Origin of the sequence: Buttiauxella gaviniae, from assembly GCF_040786275.1 — a bacterium.
GTDB lineage: Bacteria > Pseudomonadota > Gammaproteobacteria > Enterobacterales > Enterobacteriaceae > Buttiauxella > Buttiauxella gaviniae_A.
Map to the genome: position 1 here is coordinate 105,427 of NZ_JBFMVT010000001.1, position 18,944 is coordinate 124,370.

25 protein-coding genes and 1 pseudogene are annotated in these 18,944 nt (G+C 53.4%); 3 read left to right on the forward strand and 23 right to left on the reverse strand.

What is annotated here, in order from left to right:
• Positions 1 to 3 precede the first annotated feature (3 nt).
• The 18 genes from AB1E22_RS00525 to AB1E22_RS00610 all read right to left on the reverse strand — a co-directional run bounded on the left by AB1E22_RS00525 (position 4) and on the right by AB1E22_RS00610 (position 13,829).
• Complete coding sequence (locus tag AB1E22_RS00525) at positions 4 to 465, reverse strand: hypothetical protein (RefSeq protein ID WP_367593581.1); 462 nt, start codon at positions 463 to 465, stop codon at positions 4 to 6.
• Between the two features lie 8 nt (positions 466 to 473).
• On the reverse strand, positions 474 to 1,259 hold the full coding sequence (traF, locus tag AB1E22_RS00530) for a type-F conjugative transfer system pilin assembly protein TraF (RefSeq protein ID WP_367593582.1): 786 nt from the start codon (positions 1,257 to 1,259) through the stop codon (positions 474 to 476).
• Positions 1,256 to 3,082 (reverse strand): type-F conjugative transfer system mating-pair stabilization protein TraN, encoded by a 1,827-nt coding sequence (gene traN, locus AB1E22_RS00535; RefSeq protein WP_367593583.1) that lies wholly within the window; start codon positions 3,080 to 3,082, stop codon positions 1,256 to 1,258. Before traN ends, traF begins: the two co-directional genes overlap by 4 nt.
• Positions 3,079 to 3,699 carry a type-F conjugative transfer system pilin assembly protein TrbC gene (gene trbC, locus AB1E22_RS00540; protein WP_367593584.1) on the reverse strand — a complete coding sequence of 207 codons (621 nt, stop codon included), beginning with the start codon at positions 3,697 to 3,699 and terminating at the stop codon, positions 3,079 to 3,081. Before trbC ends, traN begins: the two co-directional genes overlap by 4 nt.
• Positions 3,700 to 3,708: 9 nt before the next feature.
• A complete protein-coding gene (gene traU / locus AB1E22_RS00545) occupies positions 3,709 to 4,713 on the reverse strand; it encodes a conjugal transfer pilus assembly protein TraU (RefSeq protein WP_367593585.1) in 1,005 nt (334 codons plus the stop codon).
• A 176-nt stretch (positions 4,714 to 4,889) separates the two neighbouring features.
• Positions 4,890 to 5,111, reverse strand: a complete 222-nt coding sequence (locus AB1E22_RS00550; RefSeq protein ID WP_367593586.1) for a hypothetical protein — start codon at positions 5,109 to 5,111, stop codon at positions 4,890 to 4,892.
• A gap of 18 nt (positions 5,112 to 5,129) precedes the next feature.
• Positions 5,130 to 5,270 (reverse strand): hypothetical protein, encoded by a 141-nt coding sequence (locus AB1E22_RS00555; protein WP_367593587.1) that lies wholly within the window; start codon positions 5,268 to 5,270, stop codon positions 5,130 to 5,132.
• Between the two features lie 12 nt (positions 5,271 to 5,282).
• Positions 5,283 to 5,879 (reverse strand): hypothetical protein, encoded by a 597-nt coding sequence (locus AB1E22_RS00560; protein ID WP_367593588.1) that lies wholly within the window; start codon positions 5,877 to 5,879, stop codon positions 5,283 to 5,285.
• Positions 5,870 to 6,166, reverse strand: a complete 297-nt coding sequence (locus tag AB1E22_RS00565; protein ID WP_367593589.1) for a hypothetical protein — start codon at positions 6,164 to 6,166, stop codon at positions 5,870 to 5,872. Before AB1E22_RS00565 ends, AB1E22_RS00560 begins: the two co-directional genes overlap by 10 nt.
• Positions 6,163 to 6,795: a type-F conjugative transfer system protein TraW gene (gene traW, locus AB1E22_RS00570; RefSeq protein WP_367593590.1), complete on the reverse strand. Its 633-nt coding sequence runs from the start codon at positions 6,793 to 6,795 to the stop codon at positions 6,163 to 6,165. The genes AB1E22_RS00565 and traW overlap by 4 nt, the downstream gene beginning before the upstream one ends.
• Positions 6,792 to 7,208, reverse strand: a complete 417-nt coding sequence (gene trbI / locus AB1E22_RS00575) for a type-F conjugative transfer system protein TrbI (RefSeq protein ID WP_367593591.1) — start codon at positions 7,206 to 7,208, stop codon at positions 6,792 to 6,794. Before trbI ends, traW begins: the two co-directional genes overlap by 4 nt.
• Entirely contained in the window at positions 7,205 to 9,805 is a 2,601-nt protein-coding gene (traC, locus tag AB1E22_RS00580) for a type IV secretion system protein TraC (protein WP_367593592.1), read from the reverse strand. Before traC ends, trbI begins: the two co-directional genes overlap by 4 nt.
• Positions 9,802 to 10,359, reverse strand: a complete 558-nt coding sequence (gene traV / locus AB1E22_RS00585) for a type IV conjugative transfer system lipoprotein TraV (RefSeq protein ID WP_367593593.1) — start codon at positions 10,357 to 10,359, stop codon at positions 9,802 to 9,804. Before traV ends, traC begins: the two co-directional genes overlap by 4 nt.
• Positions 10,360 to 10,428: 69 nt before the next feature.
• Positions 10,429 to 11,835, reverse strand: coding sequence for an F-type conjugal transfer pilus assembly protein TraB (gene traB, locus AB1E22_RS00590; protein ID WP_367593594.1), 1,407 nt, complete (start codon positions 11,833 to 11,835; stop codon positions 10,429 to 10,431).
• A complete protein-coding gene (gene traK, locus AB1E22_RS00595; RefSeq protein ID WP_367593595.1) occupies positions 11,832 to 12,572 on the reverse strand; it encodes a type-F conjugative transfer system secretin TraK in 741 nt (246 codons plus the stop codon). The genes traB and traK overlap by 4 nt, the downstream gene beginning before the upstream one ends.
• An 11-nt stretch (positions 12,573 to 12,583) precedes the next feature.
• A complete protein-coding gene (locus AB1E22_RS00600) occupies positions 12,584 to 13,165 on the reverse strand; it encodes a TraE/TraK family type IV conjugative transfer system protein (protein ID WP_367593504.1) in 582 nt (193 codons plus the stop codon).
• A 5-nt stretch (positions 13,166 to 13,170) separates the two neighbouring features.
• Positions 13,171 to 13,473, reverse strand: a complete 303-nt coding sequence (gene traL, locus AB1E22_RS00605; protein ID WP_367593505.1) for a type IV conjugative transfer system protein TraL — start codon at positions 13,471 to 13,473, stop codon at positions 13,171 to 13,173.
• Between the two features lie 2 nt (positions 13,474 to 13,475).
• On the reverse strand, positions 13,476 to 13,829 hold the full coding sequence (locus AB1E22_RS00610; RefSeq protein ID WP_367593506.1) for a type IV conjugative transfer system pilin TraA: 354 nt from the start codon (positions 13,827 to 13,829) through the stop codon (positions 13,476 to 13,478).
• Between the two features lie 196 nt (positions 13,830 to 14,025).
• Between AB1E22_RS00610 and AB1E22_RS00615 the strand changes: the two genes are divergently transcribed.
• Positions 14,026 to 14,667: an Arc family DNA-binding protein gene (locus AB1E22_RS00615; protein ID WP_367593507.1), complete on the forward strand. Its 642-nt coding sequence runs from the start codon at positions 14,026 to 14,028 to the stop codon at positions 14,665 to 14,667.
• Positions 14,668 to 14,702: 35 nt separating this feature from the next.
• On the opposite strand, the gene AB1E22_RS00620 is transcribed toward AB1E22_RS00615, so the two are convergent.
• Positions 14,703 to 15,098 carry a relaxosome protein TraM gene (locus tag AB1E22_RS00620; protein ID WP_367593508.1) on the reverse strand — a complete coding sequence of 132 codons (396 nt, stop codon included), beginning with the start codon at positions 15,096 to 15,098 and terminating at the stop codon, positions 14,703 to 14,705.
• A gap of 579 nt (positions 15,099 to 15,677) precedes the next feature.
• On the opposite strand from AB1E22_RS00620, the gene AB1E22_RS00625 reads away from it, so the two are divergent.
• Positions 15,678 to 16,202, forward strand: coding sequence for a lytic transglycosylase domain-containing protein (locus tag AB1E22_RS00625; RefSeq protein ID WP_367593509.1), 525 nt, complete (start codon positions 15,678 to 15,680; stop codon positions 16,200 to 16,202).
• A gap of 37 nt (positions 16,203 to 16,239) precedes the next feature.
• On the opposite strand, the gene AB1E22_RS00630 is transcribed toward AB1E22_RS00625, so the two are convergent.
• On the reverse strand, positions 16,240 to 17,061 hold the full coding sequence (locus tag AB1E22_RS00630; protein ID WP_367593510.1) for a DUF932 domain-containing protein: 822 nt from the start codon (positions 17,059 to 17,061) through the stop codon (positions 16,240 to 16,242).
• A gap of 61 nt (positions 17,062 to 17,122) precedes the next feature.
• Positions 17,123 to 17,407, reverse strand: a complete 285-nt coding sequence (locus AB1E22_RS00635) for a hypothetical protein (RefSeq protein ID WP_367593511.1) — start codon at positions 17,405 to 17,407, stop codon at positions 17,123 to 17,125.
• Between the two features lie 206 nt (positions 17,408 to 17,613).
• On the opposite strand from AB1E22_RS00635, the gene AB1E22_RS00640 reads away from it, so the two are divergent.
• Positions 17,614 to 17,736 carry a hypothetical protein gene (locus AB1E22_RS00640; RefSeq protein ID WP_367593512.1) on the forward strand — a complete coding sequence of 41 codons (123 nt, stop codon included), beginning with the start codon at positions 17,614 to 17,616 and terminating at the stop codon, positions 17,734 to 17,736.
• Between the two features lie 470 nt (positions 17,737 to 18,206).
• Here the strand turns inward: AB1E22_RS00640 and AB1E22_RS00645 are convergent.
• Both AB1E22_RS00645 and AB1E22_RS00650 read right to left on the reverse strand, forming a co-directional pair.
• Positions 18,207 to 18,344: pseudogene (locus tag AB1E22_RS00645) on the reverse strand (succinate dehydrogenase flavoprotein subunit); the annotation flags it as partial.
• 85 nt (positions 18,345 to 18,429) lie between these two features.
• Positions 18,430 to 18,944 (reverse strand): hypothetical protein (locus AB1E22_RS00650; RefSeq protein WP_367593596.1); only part of this gene is annotated, 515 nt, incomplete at its 5' end.

The following is an 18,944-nucleotide window of genomic DNA, read 5'->3' on the forward strand; positions in this document are numbered from 1 at the left end:
AGGTCAGTCCTTTTTATGCAATACACTTCTTATATCGGGAGAAAAGTCAGTCTTACGCGACCGGCTCAGTTTCATAAAGCAGACGCCTGCCCCACACAGCGCGGCAGTCAGCCATAAGGCAACCAGTATGGAATCAGCTGGCCGGGTCCAGAACTGGCTGTCGACCGGCGTCATATGACACAGAGAAAAATGAGGTGGCATATCCGGTACCACCGGCATGTCAGTATCACGTTGAATGGGACTCACCACCTTGCGGGAGGGTTCTACTAAGACACACTGCATCACCTTGCCGTCCGGGGCGCCGTCCGTAAGGAGACGCGCCGTATTCAGAAATTGCTGTGAAGGTGAGCCGTTCAGTACGATCAACATCGCCAGGGCATACAGCAATAAGGCAGGACCGGCGATAAAGGAATAAAACGCCAGACGCCCTGCATCCCGGAGGAGGGTTAACACATCATTTTTCATAAAATTCCTTACGACTGAGGTCTGAAGCCGGTGGCCACATTCAGAAAACGCTTCGACAAATCGTCCTGGGTCATAAAGCCATACGACAGTGGGCGGTAGTTTTTGCTTTTCGGGTCAACCAGAAACAGCGCCGGGAAATGTGAGATGTTCATCGCGCGGGACTGACCGGTGTCCGGTCGGCTCTGAGGCAGGGTTGCCGCGACCTGTCCGTCGACCGATACCGGGATCAGCGATATGCCGTTGGTTTTTGCAAAATCCGCCACCACACCGGCCATCTGTACATCAATCGGGTCACTGCCACGGTAGAAGTAGAAAAGGCCGTACTGCTGCGCCAGTTGCTCTACCGCATTTTGCTGTGTCTGCTGGTCACGGGTCTGCACAAACGGGGCCATGCTGTTGTAGTGCGGGTATTCCAGGTTGTAGTCGAGATCGGGGTGACTGAGCTGCGCGGCAGCAAAGGACTGACTGAACATCGATCCCCTGTCGGTCCAGAACTTCTGCCAGCGCAGGAACGTGGCCGTATTTTCCCGGGTGGGGTAAAGGATGGCGCGGTTAAGCGCCTCCATCGTGTAGCCCTTCAGTACCTTTGCCTGCTCAATCGCGGACATTTTACTCAGATCCGGGATGGTCTGCGGCGGCGCAGAGGGCTGGGGCTTTTTGGTTTTGTCCGGGGGTGTTTTCGGTTCGTTATACCAGGACCAGCCAGTAAACGGGTCAGCAGGCGTCACTATCTCCTCCGCAATGACCTGCAGACTGGTCACGGCCATCAGCAGGCCGCACAGCAGTCTTTTCATTTTGCGCCTCCCTGCTGATTCACCTGCGCGGCGATCCTGTCTTTGACCTGTTTGACCATCGCGTCCGTATCAGGGATTTTCTGGTTATTCATCAGGTCTTCATAGAAATCAGCGAAGTTAATCAGGTCAAAATTAATCTTCTGGAGCTGGGGAATGGTGATACCTGAGCAGTTCGGGGAATCCCCGCTGCCAAAGTTAATACCCAACTGATCACGGCGACCCTGTTCCTGAATGATACGGGCCAGCTTGCCACCAAAGACACAGTAGACCTTACTCTTCTGAATGCATGCCCCCAGGACTTTGTGGTCACATCGCTCTCCCACGCTGACGATGACTTTTTTCGCTTTCGCTTTACCGAGGGCCATTTCATCGCTGTTGCAGGAGGAAAGCCCGACATCCTGACCCCAACCTGAATCTTTACAGCAGTTAGAAAAACCGGCGAAGGCTTTACGACAGCTCATTGCGTTGCCGCTGAAGGCTTTCACATTGATATCATCCTGACTTTTCTTAACGTCATCACCGGCTGACGCCAGCCCGGCCAGTTTAGACACGGCCAGGTCAAACCCGTTATCTCCGGCACCCGTTGTCTCGTCACAATCCCCTGACTTACAAAGATAATCCCCTCCGCAAAGCAACCCTTCGGACTTATGCACGGTCTGGCACTGGTAGGTTAACTCGGCATGGGCACACTTGCCGTTCAGGGTCTCTGTACAGGTTGAGCCTGACTGCGTACAGGACGGATTATTCATCAGGGCGCTACAGGTTCCCTGCGTTTCATCACTCAGAACATAGGTGTCGGTATACTGCCAGCAGTCGCTGTAGACGTTGTACGTATTGCCATCCTTGACCACCTGTCGGTATCCGCCACCGGCAGTGCAGGTTGAGCTGATTTGTTTTCCGGCGGGAGTTTCCGTCTCGCAGCTTGTTGCCCAGCTAACCTGTGGGCTGAAATTTTTCACCGTGACACGAATGGTCAGGGTCATCGTGAAACTGAATGTCCCGTTGTTATAGTTGGTCGCGTTGGTCTTCGGCACATCCATATAGCCGATGATAAATTTTACCGTCTGACCGTCGGTCATCGTGTACGAAGGGGTAAAGCTATGGACGCCACGGTCCTGGGAAATCGTGGTGTTAAAGGCATATAAACTGACGGCGCTTGTTGCCCAGTACTTATTGTAATTATCTACCGAACCCGAAATAACCTCGCCGCCATACCCTGCCGGGACAATAAAATCGGCAGAGGTCGAGTTTGACGTATAAGGGGCAAAGTTCAGGCTGCGTGAATTAATTGTCAGCGTCTTAATTGTTGAGCTTTCGGTATAGATACCATCCGGTGTGGCGTTGCGCTGGCAGGTCTGTGTGACCCCCAAATCCCGCGAGCAGGTGAAGTTTTCAAAGGTCGACTTGGACACCGTCGTGGTTGTGCACTGTGGGTTCGAGCCATCCACAACCGAACCGGCCGTCGCTTCCGCATCTTTGCCGACAGTAATAAAGGAAGCGTTCGGATCAATCACCACCGGCGGGTTTTTATTGCCTGCATCGATGATGGCCTGACCCGCATCATTACTGCCGATGGCTGCCTGCCCTTTCCCCCCAATCCCCCCGTCGCCACCCTGCACCCCACCGTAATAGCCACTTTCTGAGGGGTTCGCCGTGTAGCCCGGAATAGCACTGGTGACGGTACCGGGATTTTTCAGGCTCCCGGTGCCCTGCGAGGCATTGCCTTTCCCGAAGCTCGCCCCGTCCTTAAAGGCATCGTTGGTCGCATCCGCAAACGCCCCCCCGGCCAGCATACAAAGGGCGATAAACAGTACCTTTTTCATGGCTGCCCTCCCAGTAGCTGGCGGGCCGTGGCGGCACACTCGCCGCGCTCAACCACTTTTTCCAGTGCCGCTTTTAGCGGCAGACTGCCCCGGACAATGTCAAAATGGCCCGGGCAGGTGACGACAAGTGCGGGCACCGTGGTAATGCCGTAGTCGCGGTAAAGCGTGGGATCAATCTGAACGCCGATGTTTTTATCTTCTTTCGATAATTCAAACATGAGCGACGCCGTCTGGCGCATATCGTTATTCACCAGCCCTCTGAGCGTTGCCGGGATACCATAGCGGTGGGCATCCTGCAGCATAGGCAGTAAGCCTTCCCGGGGAATACCCAGACTGACAAAATACAGCGCAGGGAATGACTTCTTCTCAGCAGCCTCCTGCTGCGCCTGCTGATGACCGATATCCTGCTGTAACTTGTCGATCAGATCCTGCTGGTCGGTCGGCAGCTGAAACGACTGGTTGCGCATGGCATCCTGAAACGTCTGCAGCGAACTCTGCTGTTGTTTCAACCAGGTCATATCCTGTGACGAAACCGGTGTTTGCTCGCTTGCCAGGACGACAGGTGCGCAGGAAAGCAACCCGCTCATGAGCAGAAGCTGACATAAGGCAGTTTTCATATTAAGACCTCAGGTATAGGCGCAGTTACGTTTACGCCACAGGAGATAACCAAAGTTTTTCTTTGACTGGGGGGAGTTATGCGTGCTGCCCCAAATCTGGGTGCTGGCACCAAACGGATAACAGCTGTTGGTGGCGGGATACATGTTCACCATCTGATATCGCCATCGTTCTTTGGGAATAATCGGTGACGGGTACTCATGGCAGACCGCCACATCCGCCCCCACCGAATTCCAGACCAGCCCCTCTCTGTGCATTTTGAACGCCATCCTTTCGGTGACGAGAAGCGAGGACTCAAGAGGGGAAAATTCACCACTGGTGAAACCGGTAAACGGATACATGCTCCCCTGACTGCCGGCGCACCAGAATAAAGGCGCAAGGGGCAAACCTGCCGAGCTGGACACCGCGTCAGCCGCACACGCGCCCTGTGCGATAAGGTTATTAAACAGCGCGGCTTCCGGATTGAGGATCATGGCCAGCGTACTGTCATTCCATGTCGGGTCGACTTCGGAAAGGTAGGCGATGTCCATGTCACCGGTCTGCATACATCCGGCGGTCGTGATGATGTTAAGCCAGTAAACCAGCGGATATTTATACCAGTGCACATGGTAGAACGCCCCGGCGGCCGGTCGGTCACTTTGCCCCGCTGTTCCCGTCCCGGTGCGCCCCAGGTCGATTTTAAATCCCCCCATATTGACCATCACACCCGGCTCCCGGGTGACGTCCACCATAGCCACGGGCTCCCAGAATCCAATCGCCAGGCCAACACGGTACAAAATCCCCATCGGGCAGATCTGGATGGGTGAGGCCGGATTCGAGGTGTCTGGCTGAGGGCCGGTGGCCAGCTGAATGCTGCCCAGCGACATCGGAAACAGACATTTCCAGCAGACATCCGAAATGGGGTTCACCCAGCGACCATCACCGGCATTACTGGTGGCAGCGGAGGCAGAAGACAGCGAGGCAGCCCAGCATACTGTCGCAAGGATTATCCCGGTCAGGCAGGCTCTGAACGTCATGTTGCCTCCCGCAGCCATTGAGGTTCGGCATCCCAGGCTGAAATCTGTAAAGCTGTCGGGGGGCACCAGAAACGGTCACGGGTCACCGTCACCGGTCTGATATTGTCAGGGTGAGTCATGGGATATCTCCGGGCAAGCCGCAGCCACCGTTCCGGCGGGAGGGCTAAGAGGAAAAGTCAGTCATCTCTGGCGTGACTGGCGGCTTTAATAATGACGTCCAGGCGTTGTTTTGCGCTCATTTCATACAGGGCAAGAATGGCACCGCGCAGTACAGCGGAGGGCTTGTACAGCGGGTTGTCACGGAGGATCTCTTCCAGTTGCCTGGCTGAGACCTCATCATGACGAACAGATGAGATGGTGACATTCCGGCCCTTTTCACAGTCAGGGTCTTTTTTCATGGTGTTACCTTGTCGGGGTTAAAAGAAAACCGGTGCGCCATTCAGGCTGAGGCGGCGCGCAACGCAGTGAGCACCGAACATCCTGAATGGCGTGGCGGTTGGATCAGTGTGATTGAACAGGGAGGAGGAAGACAAAAGCGTGTCCGATGTTATGGTCATAACAGACGCCCCTTACACGCCGGTATCAGCAATATTGTCACGTCGTGTGATATACCAGCCCAGACTCTCATTCCCTTCCGTCAGCAGAGCAAGTAACTGTTCTGAATACCCGTCTCTGGCAGCGAGTCTGGCCTTTTCTGCCACCACTATCTCCGGTTGTACCGGCACCATGTGGCGCTCCCGGGCCATAAACACCATAAAGGCCACCTGCTGCTGACTGTGTTTCGTCAGTGGCGCGTGCAACGCTTTATCCGTGGTAAACACGTAACCTTCAATGAGCAGCGCCTTTTCCAGCTCGGCCAGTAAACACTGGTAGAGCGAACCGTTGGCAAACTGGTAAATCCCATTCGCATGGGCAGCGCTACCAAACGGAGGCGGGAAGGAAACAGCCGTTCCCTGCCCACCCACCGGGGATACAGCTTTGAGCTGCTGTGACGCATGAAATAACTGAATGCACAGCCACACGCACAAACTCAGCCAGATGACGCCGATCAGAATGAGCATCCCGAGGGGCATCACATCTGACACGCTGAGTGTGTCCGACAGATGTCCGTATGTCGGGGCGTCACGGGGAACAGGGGGAGAGGCCATAATCCGGGTTATCGCCATGAACCCATCTCCACCATTCTTTCCTTGATGAGACCCACAAGATATTCCGGGAAACGTTCGTCACGCCCGTCTGGCTCAACCAGTTCCATGTTGTTTTCTGAAAGCCACCTGAACCATGCCTGGGTGGCAAAGACCGGATGCCATGACTCAATTTCCGGATACAGGGCTTTGAGCCTCTCCGCTGTCCCCTGACGGGTTATGTGGTTACTAGATTTGCCCTTTTTTTCCTGACCACGGGTGGCATTGCGCAAGTCGGGAAACAGATCACCTAATGTGGTTGCGGTCATTTTTTTGCTCCTGTTACCGGAATTTCTTCCACTTTCAGCACGTGGCCATCACGGGAAATACGGGCGGGGGTATGTTCAAATCCAAACTTGCGGGTCAGGACACCGGACTGGTCGAAGAAAATACGTTCATCCAGCGCATCACTGGTTTCTTTGATATTGCCGTTCACCAGGATCACCTTAATGTTTGTCTGGCCCGCGATTTGCTGACGGGTCCAGTCCAGCTGTGCCTTGTCATCACCGTCGATAAAGTAGAGCACCTGACTGAACGGGACTTTATCCAGTGGGTTCACCTTATCGCCCTTACGGGCGATGATGTTGCCCTGCATATCGGTAATGCTTTCCTTCACTGTGAACGTCGGATCAAAAACAAAAGTGCGGTATTGCACCGCTTTGCTCAGCCCCTCCACCGGTGCCGGGCGAACAGCATGTTTCTTCACTCGGTCCGTGGTTTCCTCACGTAGCCGGTCAAGTTCTCCGGACTGCTCCATCCCCTTCAGCCGATGCTGGATGAAATCCAGCATGTCCTGCTCAGCAGGCTCAAACACATTTCCCCAGGTTCCCAGGTCTTTCGCCCCGCTACTGGCAGACAACACCAGCAGCAGGGCAGTCAGTGGCAGTCGTTTTCTCACTGGCCCTCCTGAATACGTCTGGCAATGTCGCTGCGAATATCTACCGTAATGTCCTTCAGTGGGCTCATGACGGCAGGCTTAACCAGCACGATGGCGTTGTGAGAAGCCTGCCAGTCACTCAGACTGTCGTTGAGCGCCACGTTAAACCGTGTCGTCAGCGCCTTTGCCTTCGCCTCATCAAGCTGCAACTGCGCAGATTGCTGTATAAAGAGATCAACCGTTCCTTTCATATCAAACACCACCATTTCCGGAGTGGTCGACTTCAGCAGCCCCCAGGCAATCCCGGTCATGACCAGCTGAGAGACCAGCATGCAGGCGGCTATTTTCATGCGCCGGGCCGTCAGCCACTTACCCATCGCCACTCCCCCCCGGACGGTATCCCCGTCAGTCGGCTTTTCATTGTTTTCACTCATGCGGCTTTCACCCATTCTTCAAGTTCAAGGAGTTCCGGGCCGTATTTCTTCTCGGCCAGCAGGTAAGCGGCTTCTTCGGCTGTGGCTCCCGCCCCCTGTGCGTTCTGCATAAAGGCGAAGTCCTCACCGCGCGAGCTGAACATGGCGCGAGTGACAGGGTCGACAAACAGACGGTGGAAGGAGCTGAATTCCCCGGCACTGATAAGCAATGAGCTGTAGCCGGTCTGCAGCGCGGGCTGGAAGCCCCGGATAACTTCTTTTTCCATGTCAGAGAACTGGTCAGGGTTATCAGACAGGTATTGTTTAAACGCTTTCGCATCCTGCAGCAGGGTGATTTTGGTGGAGCTGTTGTTCCAGGCGGCTTCCGCTTCCTTACTGGCGCTGAAGTCCTTGATACCCTGGGTGATGGTGATAAACGAGCCCCGGTGGCGACGCACGGTACGGTAGCCGGTTTCGATGAAGCGCGCGGCGTGCGGATTGGAACCGCCGAGCAGTCGCCATGCCTCATCGATGATGCAGACTTTTTTCAGGTCACGCGGGCTGTGGTACATCTTTTCCTGAATGGCCAGAATGAGCGAGAACAGGATGGAAGACAGCAGCTTCGGTTTGTCCTCAAGACTCAGCAGTTCCAGCACGGCAAAGCGAGTTTCGCCATCCAGCGTAGGATTGTCAGCATTGAAGTATTCGCCGTCCGGCCCCCAGGTACAGTAGGTTTCGAGCAACATGGCGAGCTCTGCCAGGCGGGCAATGATGGTGGGCTTGTCGGCAAACGCTTCGTTCACTTCCGGACTGGTCAGGTAGTTGTGAACGTCATCGATACGCGCCTTGCGCTGCTTTTTCCCCCACGCATCCATGACCGCTTTCTGCAAAATAGCCTCACAGACGCCATCAAGTGCCTCGCCGGGGCTGGCCAGCACCGTCAGCAGACGTACAATCCCTTCAGCGGAGTGATTGATATCTTTGATGTTGGCAAACGGGTTAAAGCGCAGCTTCGCGCCGTCCAGGTACACCCCGCCGGCCTGATGGCAGTAGTTCTTGTAGCTGTCACCCATATCAATAACCCAGGCAAAGCCGCCAGCGTTCAGCACGTCGCGCAAAATGCCCTGTGTCAGAAAGGATTTGCCTGCACCGGAGGTACCCGTGACCGCGATATTGAAGTTGGTGCTGCCGTTCTCCTCTCCGAACATGTCAAAGAAAGCAACCTGGTTGCGGTAGGTTGGCAACGGCATTCCTACGTGTGATAACTGGCGTTCGGCCACGACCGGCATCAGGTTCACCGCATTCCACGATTTGCACCGCAGCGTGGCCCCGGTCATCTTCATGTCTTCCCACATCCCTTCCTGCATCACAAACGGGAAGCAGCCCAGCCAGTTACGCATCTGCTGGTACTGCACCGTCACCATCTCCAGATCGTTCTTACGGAACACGTTCACAGCGGCAAGCTCGCAGGACTGTGCATCGGTGTTGTTGTCCGGGGTGAACAGGGTGAGATTAAGGGACATTCTGCAGAAGGCGATTTCGTTGTTGGACAGCTGCTCACGGTTGCGACGCCATTCCTCCGCCTGCCGCTTCGTCCCCGGAAACAGCTGGCCATAGGCCGAGTTCGCTTTCTTCGAGAGGTCCATGTCCTTACGAAGCGCTTCGTTCTGGGTGGCCGTTTGTTCTTCCAGTTCCGTGGTCCAGGTGATCATAAATGGACACGGAATGCCGAGGTCAGGGAAGCGCAGGTTCTGCAGGTTGTCAGCCCCCTGCCAGAGCGCAAAACGTTTCGGGCTTTTACTGAGCTGCATATTTACGATACGACAGGCGGATGCCGGCAGACGCGTACCAGCCGAATCGATGCTTTCAGGCAGTTCGACGCGAATATGCGACGGACGCACCCGGACATCGATGGCCGAGTCCACCACCTGGCGGTTGAGTTTTTCATCCTCGTTGTAATCGCCACTGGAAGTCATGACCTGATCATGGCGGTAGTTCATCATCTCGCGCATGATGGAGAGAAAAGCGTTCACATCCGTATTGATTGACTCAATACGCGCGGCATTGAGCGAGACACGGATGGTGTTACGTATCTGCACAAGTTCGTCCATCACCTGCTGAGTGAAGCGCTTCGCGGGTTTACCGAAAACGATGAAGATTCGGTAGTTACGCAGATACAGCGGATATTCACGCTCGTTCGCCAGCCCCTTCAGTGCCGAACGCTGCCAGAAAGCCCGGGTGATTTTATTCAGATGGGTGGCCATCCCGCCCTTCCACATGTCGGTACTGACGCCGCGTGAAATTCTCTCACCCACACATTTACTGGCGACGAGAATGACGCTTACCGGTGTTTTGCGCGGCAGTTTTTTACGTAACATGTCATCGAGCGCCGCAATAACCTGCTCGTTCGCCCCCGGAAGCGGAGCCGCTTCGAGAATGAATCCGGCAGACCCGGCATTAATAAAAAGCTCACTGGTTTCGTCGTAATAGCGATACGGAAGGGCTGAGACCAGAGACGGATATCCCCATGTCTGCTCAAGATTAGCGCGGGCTGTCGAGGCCCCATCCTCCTGCTTGCGGCTGTTAACCAGCCCCATCAGACTGTCGAGTATGCTCATTCTCCCCCCTCCCCGATAACACGATAGCTTTCATCCCAGTGGGATTTATTCTTCACGAACTCGACCACGGCAGGCTGATGAAAGTTGTCATCTGTATCCACCCAGGGCGCAATCCACAGACGCTGTGTTGCGTCAGGAATACGCTGGACCGGAACACGCCCTGCCGTATTGACGGGCGTGGATGGCGTGTCCGGCCCCGTTGTCACCCGTGGGGTGACGACCGCACCAGTGCTGTCAGCCGGGGCGGTCGCCAGTGGTCGCGGTGCAATCGGCTTAGCGAGGGAGGTTCCGGTTGCTGCGACGGAGACAGGGCGCAACGGACTGACGGTCGGCGCTGTGTTACGCAGTGCCGGCAGGGTTTCACCCGCAGGCTTTTTTGTCGCTTTTGCCGCCGTCAGGTCATCCAGGCTTTTGCCCTGCGCGGCCAGTTTATTGGCCTCACTGGTGGTCAGGCACTGGTCGGTCGCACTCTTGTTGCAGTCGAAATCAGAATTCAGACCGGCGCAGCCAGTCAGCGCGCTGCACAGCAGTGCAGCGCCCATCATTTTTTTCATGGGATAACTCCGTTTGGTATTTCAGAGGGGTAAAACGTTCAAAGCGGGTTCAGTACGGGAGCGGTGACATCAGTTAATGGTGTCACCGAGGCGCAGCTGGCTGGCCTGACGAAGGACGTCATCCGGATTAATGTTACCGACTGAGGCGGTGCGGGTTGTTGTGGCCTGAGTGGTCTGAGTGGCCGGTTGTGCTGCGACGGCGCCCTGTGCGGCATTACCGGCCTGCTGCAGCGCTTCCTTCGCCTTCTCCTCTTCAGCGTCCTCCAGGGTTTCCAGGCGGAAGCCCTTCTGGAACACCACCGTGACCTGGTTACCCGCACCGATATCAATCACCGGGTGATATTGTTCGGCGCGCTTAATCCAGTACTGGCTCAGCGTGTCGGCCGCTTTACTGGCCCCGCCGCCCAGTCCTTGTTTAAACACATCGCTGGCCCCCACATCCGCCGTGGCCCCGAGTCCGACTGAAGGTGTGGCGGCAGACTTTATCCCTTCGCCAAACCCGGACAGAAGACCGGCTGCCCCGGCGTAACCGACAATCATGCCGTTACGCATCACCGGCTTGCCACGTACACCGCCTTTACCCTGGTAACTGACGTGGCCATCAAACTCCATATCCACATGCTTCCCGTTCTTGAGTACACAGCTTATGGATTTGGTGCGGACCACCCCGCGTTCGCTGGAAATATCACCCCAGATTTCGCCCACAACAAAGCAGCCATCGGCGCTGTATTCTTTGTTATTGGGCATCTGGATGTTACCCAGCAGACGGATAGTCACGGGCTGAGTATTCTGCTGACCGGTGACGCTGGCGTTGGCGTCGGCCCCTTCAATCATGATGGCGTCAGAGAATGAACCGGACGGAATCCACGGAAGCTTTGTCGGCTTTTTTTTCAGGCTGTCATACGTGAACTTTGTGGTGGCCAGCCCGCCTGTTATGCGCTGCCCTGAGCCGCCCGGATAGAAACCCGCGCCCTGCCCCATGTTGACGGCCCCCGTCCCACTGGTGGGGGTAATGGTGTATTCAGGCGGACGGGCCTGACCGGCAGCAACGGGACCCGGGAGTGGTGTTCCGTTCTGGCCAGCAGGTGGTGTCTGCTGTCCGGGGGTCTGGCTGCTGCCGGGGGCTTTAGTGAGCTGGTCATTCAGGCGCTGTATTTCAGCATCCTTTTCGGTCAGCTTCTGTTCGGTGGTCAGTTTGTTCTGCGTCACTTGCTGAGCGAGCGTGGCGAGCTGCTGCTCAAGCGAGGATGTTTTAGCCTGCTGCTGGGCCAGTGCCGCGTCGTTAACCTGTTCGTTAAAGGTGGCGGTCACGACCCCGGTCATATTTGGTGCGGCGGCTGTCGCGGGATTTCTCTGCTGTTCCTGGTGGCTGCCGTACCATACGACGCCGCCGGCGGTAGCGGCCCCGATAACGATAACGGATGACAGAACAGCAAGCTGGGTGCGGCGGGTTTTCAGGTTTTCGTTCAGACTCATGAGCGCGGTACTCCATCATCTGAAAACACAATCCAGGCATACCCTTCACCACCGGCATAAAGCTGGTTTTGCGAGAGCATGACGGCCCGGACCCCTTTACGCCAGAAGTCACGCTCACGCAGGCTCTGGGTAATACTGCCGGGATTGTTCATGCGGAAACGGACAACCCGCAGGTGGTTGCCCACAAACTGGCGCTCGGGTGTCAGACGGACGGATGTGGCTGGCGTGTACGCCGTCATGCGGCTGACGGGATACTCCACATAGTCGTCAGGCACCTGACCGTTCACCACGGCGCGGGACAGGGCAACCAGTGTTTTTTCATAGGTCTGCCCTTCTTCCCATGCCTTCGCGTCGTCGTTCTTACGCAATGGTGGTGACATGGGGGTAAAGCGCAGGGTCTTGCCGTTACCGGCCTGTGGTCTGACATTCAGGCTCAGCGATGAGCCGTGGTCAGTCTGTATAAACAGCGTGAAGTTCTGCGCAACAAGCGGCGACAAAATGAGTGCGCCGTCTTCCGTTGTGCTCTGGTCATAGGCTCCGGATGGCCCGCTGATGCTGGTAATCAGTTCCCCGTCGATAACAACCTTGCTGGGGTTGTTATTGCTGAGAGTGACATTAAAGGCGGCGTCGTTCTCAAACGGGATGGCGGCGGGGGCGGTAGCGGCCCGAAGGCCGCTGGTGAAGATTCCCGATGCCAGTAACACAGCAGCAGCTGCCGGTGAAATACGAAGTTTCATGGGCAGTCCTGTCAGTTGGTTGGGGGGTTCTGCTGAAGCTCCTCGAACGAATGAAGATGAACAATGCCGTTCTTGTAGCTGATTTTAAGACGGTAGGTTTTTGCCTGGTCCTTCAGGGGCGTGGTGATAGCACCATTGGTGGTGGCGGATTTCAGTGTGCCGCTGAACTCCACGGAGCCATCGGACATGACACGAATATCCTTCGTATCAAAGCGGGTGGTGATGCCCCCTTTCTTGATGCGTTCAGCTTCAATATCCAGTGCTTTCTTCAGTGCATCCCGTTCGGTGGAAGGGACAAAACCGAGCAGCATATTCTGGTTATTGTCGATATTTTCCGGACTCACATTCAGCCGCCAGTATATAAATGAAGAGGCGAACATGGTCATGCCGGAAGCATCAGCGCCGACAGCGTCAGAGGTAAAGGGTTGGTTATAAGTCATAGGCGTGGTGACCGTTTTCTGGGTGGTGGCGAAATGCCATGCCAGTGAACCTGTCAGCACATTCCCCATGCCACTGAGAACTAATAATGAGGCAAGACCAATAAACGCATAACTGAGTTGTTTATCGCGTTCGCCTTTTATTTTCATTTTCATGGGAATTACGCCCTCCAGTGTCGGAAACTTGAATCAGGTATCTGTCGGAAGGAAATTTTGAATAAGAGCGAAGGGAGATGCCAGTAACAGAAATTAAGTAACCAGAAGGACCCCTGCCCTTTTTTCAGGTATCTGACTAATGCCCACAACAGGCCCGCTATGATGGAAAGTTCCGTAGACATATTATTGAGCACGCCGAGAATAACCAACGGCGCGACAATAAGGAGTTCATCGAGGGGCAAACCAAAATAGCGGTCCTGCTGATTGAGAGTTTCCGGGAAGTAATATTTATCTTCTTCCCCATTCATCATCAGCTCGCAATAGCAAAGGCAATGCGGGTGAAGATAATACAAATAACCAGACCGAGGAAAACGAGGGGAGAGCGGACTTTAATATAGGTGAATAAGGCAATAATAATTTCGGCAATATAAAACCACTTCACAATTGACGAACCAGAACCGAACGTGGAGCTCACTGTTGCTTGTTGAGAGGCGAGCAGGTCAGTACCAGAGGCGAGTACCGGGTGAGCGACCATAAGTGAAATTAAAACCAACCCTCCGTTTTTGATGAATTTTTTTAACTGGCGATTTTCACGAGCCTTTCGAAATAAAGACGCTACCGCCCATCCCTTTTCGACATTAAGGGCATTACCTTGAGTGAACATGCTTGTTTCTCCGGATGTAAACAAAGTTGATGTGAGTAAGTGTTTGTTTACTCACGCGATATTGTCCCATGACCCTAAAAAAAAAAAACTGTGAACAATGTCACATAAATGTAAATAATTCGGATTTATCTGAATATGGTTGTGCGTAGGCTTTGCAATCAAGGTTGTTGTTGTGTTGCTAGTGAGATCTACACCTATGAAAGTTAAAGAGAAAATGTGGGAAGGTCGTGGGCGACCTCGAAAGTTCCGTCCTGGCGAAGCTGTGGAGTGGCGGCTGCGAGCGCCGGATAATTTGCTTATGGAATTACGAATATGTGCCCGGGCAGGGAAAAGAAGCGTTAATGATGAAATTATCGCAAGGTTGTTATTGTCACTTAATTACCATTCAGAGAAGCCAGTCATTAAAACTGCGGAGGGCGAACGCCTGATATCGCTGGCGGTGAAATTTGAGTTATGGCTGGGTGAATTACTCGATAGTGAGAAATGTCAGGGTGATACAGAAAATAAAACTGAATCACCTGAAGAGCGGCTGTGGATGTGGCGTGAAGGCGAGCGAGTATTGCTTCCGGGGAAAACGACCGGTTACAGCATGCGCATTCCTGACAATCTCGCAGAAGAAATACGAATAATGGCGAGAGTTCACAAGCGCAGTCTGAATGACGAAATGCTGACAAGGTTAATGAACACGTTGGGTTATTTTACTGAGCGGATACTTGACCAGAATGAGGATGGTCAGGCACTGAAAGTACTGTGTATGGAGTTTGAGGTGTTTTTAAAAGAGAAAATAGCAGCGGCTGAAAAAGAGGCGTTTCCATGGGATAAATCCAACCCATCCTGATTTATTGTGGCCGGTATCCTTCCGGCCCTTCGGTGTTACCCTTCATTATTAACGAAGTGTCGGGATTCCGCTTCGTCTTCTGCTGTATTTATGCTGTTTAACAGCATATCAAGGGTATCTTCCAGTTTAGCCTCGCCATCTTTTCCTGTCATTTTCAAGTACATCTCTGCGAGTAATGTTGCAATAAGTACTGTGCCCTCTCGTGAGCCGGCGGCTTTTCGTATAAGGTCTCTTTGATATCCTTCCAGATCGAATTGATGGCCATCATCACTATCTCTTTTATAAACTAATAATCCTAGACGTATTAGTTCATTGCACGTTGCTGAGATGTTTGCTTCCCCGGGGTTCGCGCCGTTCTGTAAATCCTGTTGAACGATATCACGGACCTCTCGCTCTATTTTATCTTTAAGGTAAATCCCTACTCTTCCCATATTAATGACCTTACTGAGATGGTGTCGGAACCGACACTAACTTAATTATTTTTAAAACTGGTGATACCGCAGGATACAGTGTCATCAACGTCCTGAGTCAGTGACCTCACTGGTTATACAGTAGTAGGTTTGTACACCAATATGTCTCACAGTGTGACACTGTACGATATTTAATACAATGATGTTCTTACACATCTACAATTGTACGATACATGTAATACATGTCGACACCAACAGGTATTCTAATCCTATGATGTGATAGTGTCGGTATGTGCGATAAAACACCTCCAAACATAAAGTTTGCTCCTTTTTTTTAGATGTATCCACCTGATTTATAAGTAAATATCTGCAAGACGAAGTCTTGCGTGGGGTGTGGTGTTTTAAATGGTTAGCAAAGAGCGGCTGGTAATAAGTGAGATTGTTCTTACATGATATATTCTGGCGTGCGGGTTCTCCGCTAAACAGGAGCGCTCACGCGCGTCTGTAGTGAATTATCTTGATAAAAACGATGGCGGCGGGTATTTTTTATTTGCCTGGTCTGTCGTCTGATTTAACACCTTTCCCGTGGGTATCCTGATAATGAATAAATTACCATTGCTACTGCTTCCTCTTGCATTATCCTGTGCTGCTGCTCCACAAATGTGTTTCGATCAGGCCGGGCATGACTTCAGGATCGATCCATTGTTGCTCATGGCTATATCCATTAAAGAGAGCCACCTCAGAGCTGATGCCGTCAATAAAGACAACCGGAATAAAACAGAAGATGTCTGCGGGATGCAGGTGAACAGTTCACATTATTCAAAACTGAACAGTTTTAATATTGACAGAAAAAGGTTACTGAGTGATCCATGTATTTGTGTCTACAGCGGTGCCTGGGTACTGGCGCACAACTTCAGGTCATATGGACGTAACTGGGACAGTGTCGGAATATATAATACAGGTCCGTCGCAGAAACTGATTGCACAGCGCAAAAAATATGCCGATGAGATAAAGAGTATTTACAGAATTTTGTTGGCGAGAAAATCACTGACAGAGCAGCCTGGTACAGTGGGGGAATACAGTACAGTGCCGGGTAATAAGGCCAGCATGCAAACACCAAATTAATGATATAAAAAACCCCGGCTAACCGGGGTGTTATTTTTCAGTCTTTGATTTTCGCCATCTCTTCCGCCAATTTCCAGAGTGCTCGATTTAATTTCACATCACCATCAATTCCGGTCACGGGTCTTGTTCGGGTCCGTTTTCCCTGAGCGGTAATACCGGGCAAACGCCCCTTAATTAGATTTTCCTGCACCCGGTTAAAAGTGGTCCAGATATCACTTTTGCGATCTTCAAAACGGCGCGGTTCCAGAATCTGGGTGGCGGTAACGGGCTGGCGTTCTTCGCCGTATTTATAGTCCAGGGCGGCGGCGGCAAACAGGCGTTGTTCGGCGGGATTAAGATTAATCGTTTTCATCTCCGCCATATTATCGCCAATGTCGTCAAATGTTTTCAGGACTTCAAATGCGCCCTCGATAACCTGACCAACAATATCCCCTTTATGCGGCACACGAATTTCTCCGAATGTATCTCCGCACACCATGCCATTCATGCATACAAATCTGAACATTCCCGGGATCATCTGATAACTTGACGAGCCATCATGGCTGTTAAGTAAAATAATTTCCGGGACTTCAGTTCCGGTAATTGTGTCACGACGGCGCAGACGTAACATATGTTTAGTATGTTCCTGCTTATCAATATTACGCACACGCGTCTGACAGGCAAAGAACGGCTCAAAGCCTTCTTCACGCAGTTTATTAAGCAGGGTAATAGTAGGAATATAGGTGTAGCGCTCGGAACGGGAATTATGTTTATCACCGCTAAATACACTCGGAACATATTTTTCAAGTTCATCATTCGTTAATGCACGGTCACGACGAATAACGTTTGCAGCGCGAAAACGGGAGGCCAGTGTGGTCATTTTATTTCTCCTTTCAAGTCGTTTAATGGCAGGTTTTCCCTGCCGTTATTAAATCTGAGGTTTATTTCGCTATGCCGGTTAGCACGGCCAGATATCCGCTTTCGGGTATCGCTGCCGCCAGTGGCCAGCCATTTTGCGTCCAGACGATCACCGTTTCGCCGCCGTCCTCACGAACAGCAATATGCAGATCGCCTTCCGGTGTCGGGACAAAAATACCCGGTTGTTTCTGCCCCTCGCTGTTGACCATCACGTACAAAAACAGGTCGGTCAGGTGAGGCATGGTGAATTTTTCCCCGCATCTTTCGGAAGATTCAGGAGCGGCGGTCTTGACGTTTTGTGTATGCATTCTGGTCTTATCCTCTTCTGGTGGTTAATCCATCTCTCGGTGAGTTCTCTCGCGGCAAAGGGCAAAGGAGCGACGGCGCTGGACGGAAAACAAGGGCGAGCACCGCGAGTGCATTTCACCCTTGTTTTCTGGCCGGAGACGGTGCTACGAAAAGCCCTCCGCGTGAGAGCTGGCCGGGGTGATGGCTCACCAGAGCAGCAGACAGAATGCATACACCCGACACGACGGAACGGCGTGGCGGCTTTAAAGCGACGGTTCACCGGCGCGGTGAAGGCGTGGGCCAACGGCCCGCAGCAGGGGTTGACCTTGCCGTTGCCATCAGACCCTAGCGAAAGCCCGAAACCCGCAAGGGATTCGGCGGAGACTGGCCGCTGCCGTGCAGCTGCCCGTCGGAGTGGGGCTGACGACCCGGCCGGAACGGACGGAGAGCCGAAGGGGGCCATTGCCCTGACGGGGTTATGATGGAAGAGAATAACCATCAGATACGGCCACCATGAGAACCGTCACAATCGGGAAAACATCAGGAAGGTAAAAACGGATATATGACCCATACCCGGAAAGACAACGCTGGGAACGGGAGAGAGCAGCGCGTCAGCGCTGCCCTTCTCCTGCCGTTCGCACCGCTGGTGCGCGAGTTTTTAACGGCGCTTCAGAACAGGTGCAGCCTTCAGGTCGGTCTGTTTTCAGGAGCCTGACCCCTTGCCTCCTGAAAGCCGCCCCGTCAGGAGCGGCGTGTTTCAGATCAGGCCAGGCCCAGTGCCGGGTAAACACTTGGCGTGTTGCCGTTACCGGAACCGTCACCATATCCTGCGTTAACGGTGGTCATGAACTGCTGCCAGTGCTCCAGCTTGAGCACCGGAACATGAGCAGGTTTTCCGCTGCGTAAGGCATTTACAAACTGGTTAGCCTGTGCAACTATTTGTGGGTCAAATGTCATGGTTTCATCTCCATGTGGGTTTTGATAGCCGGTTTGACTTTCGACGGAGAAACCGGCACGAGAAAGCAGGCGTAAGCCTGCTTTTTTAATGCCCGGAAAATGACGCACTCCCGGTCAAAACTTCTGTTTCTACCCGCGCCAGCACCTGTGCATGTGACAGGGTGCAGACGTCGCGGAACTCAAAAAAACGCCCTTCGGTTCGGACAAAAATGCTGGTGACATCCCCGGCGTACATCTCCATGGATTTGAACGACTCCCCTTTATTCGTCCGGCACCAGTCCATCGGCGGTAATACTTCAAGCTGATCGATGTAACGTTCCCCGGTGATTTCCAACACCGGAGTACGGTACTTTTCATTTTGCAGGTCGATAAGTTCGGCCACACTCATCACGGCCATATCGGGGTAGTTTTCCTGCAACGCGCCCAGGGTTTTCTGGCCCCATTCTGTGACCCATTCGCCGCCCAGCCACTGCGCGTGGCACCAGATATCGGCGGTGGTGGTGCGCACAAACGCCATCGGAACGGCATTCTGTGGGGCGGTGTCCTGGGGGGTGCAGTTCAGATTCTGTGACATGGTTGCTTCTCCTTTCAGGTTAAGCA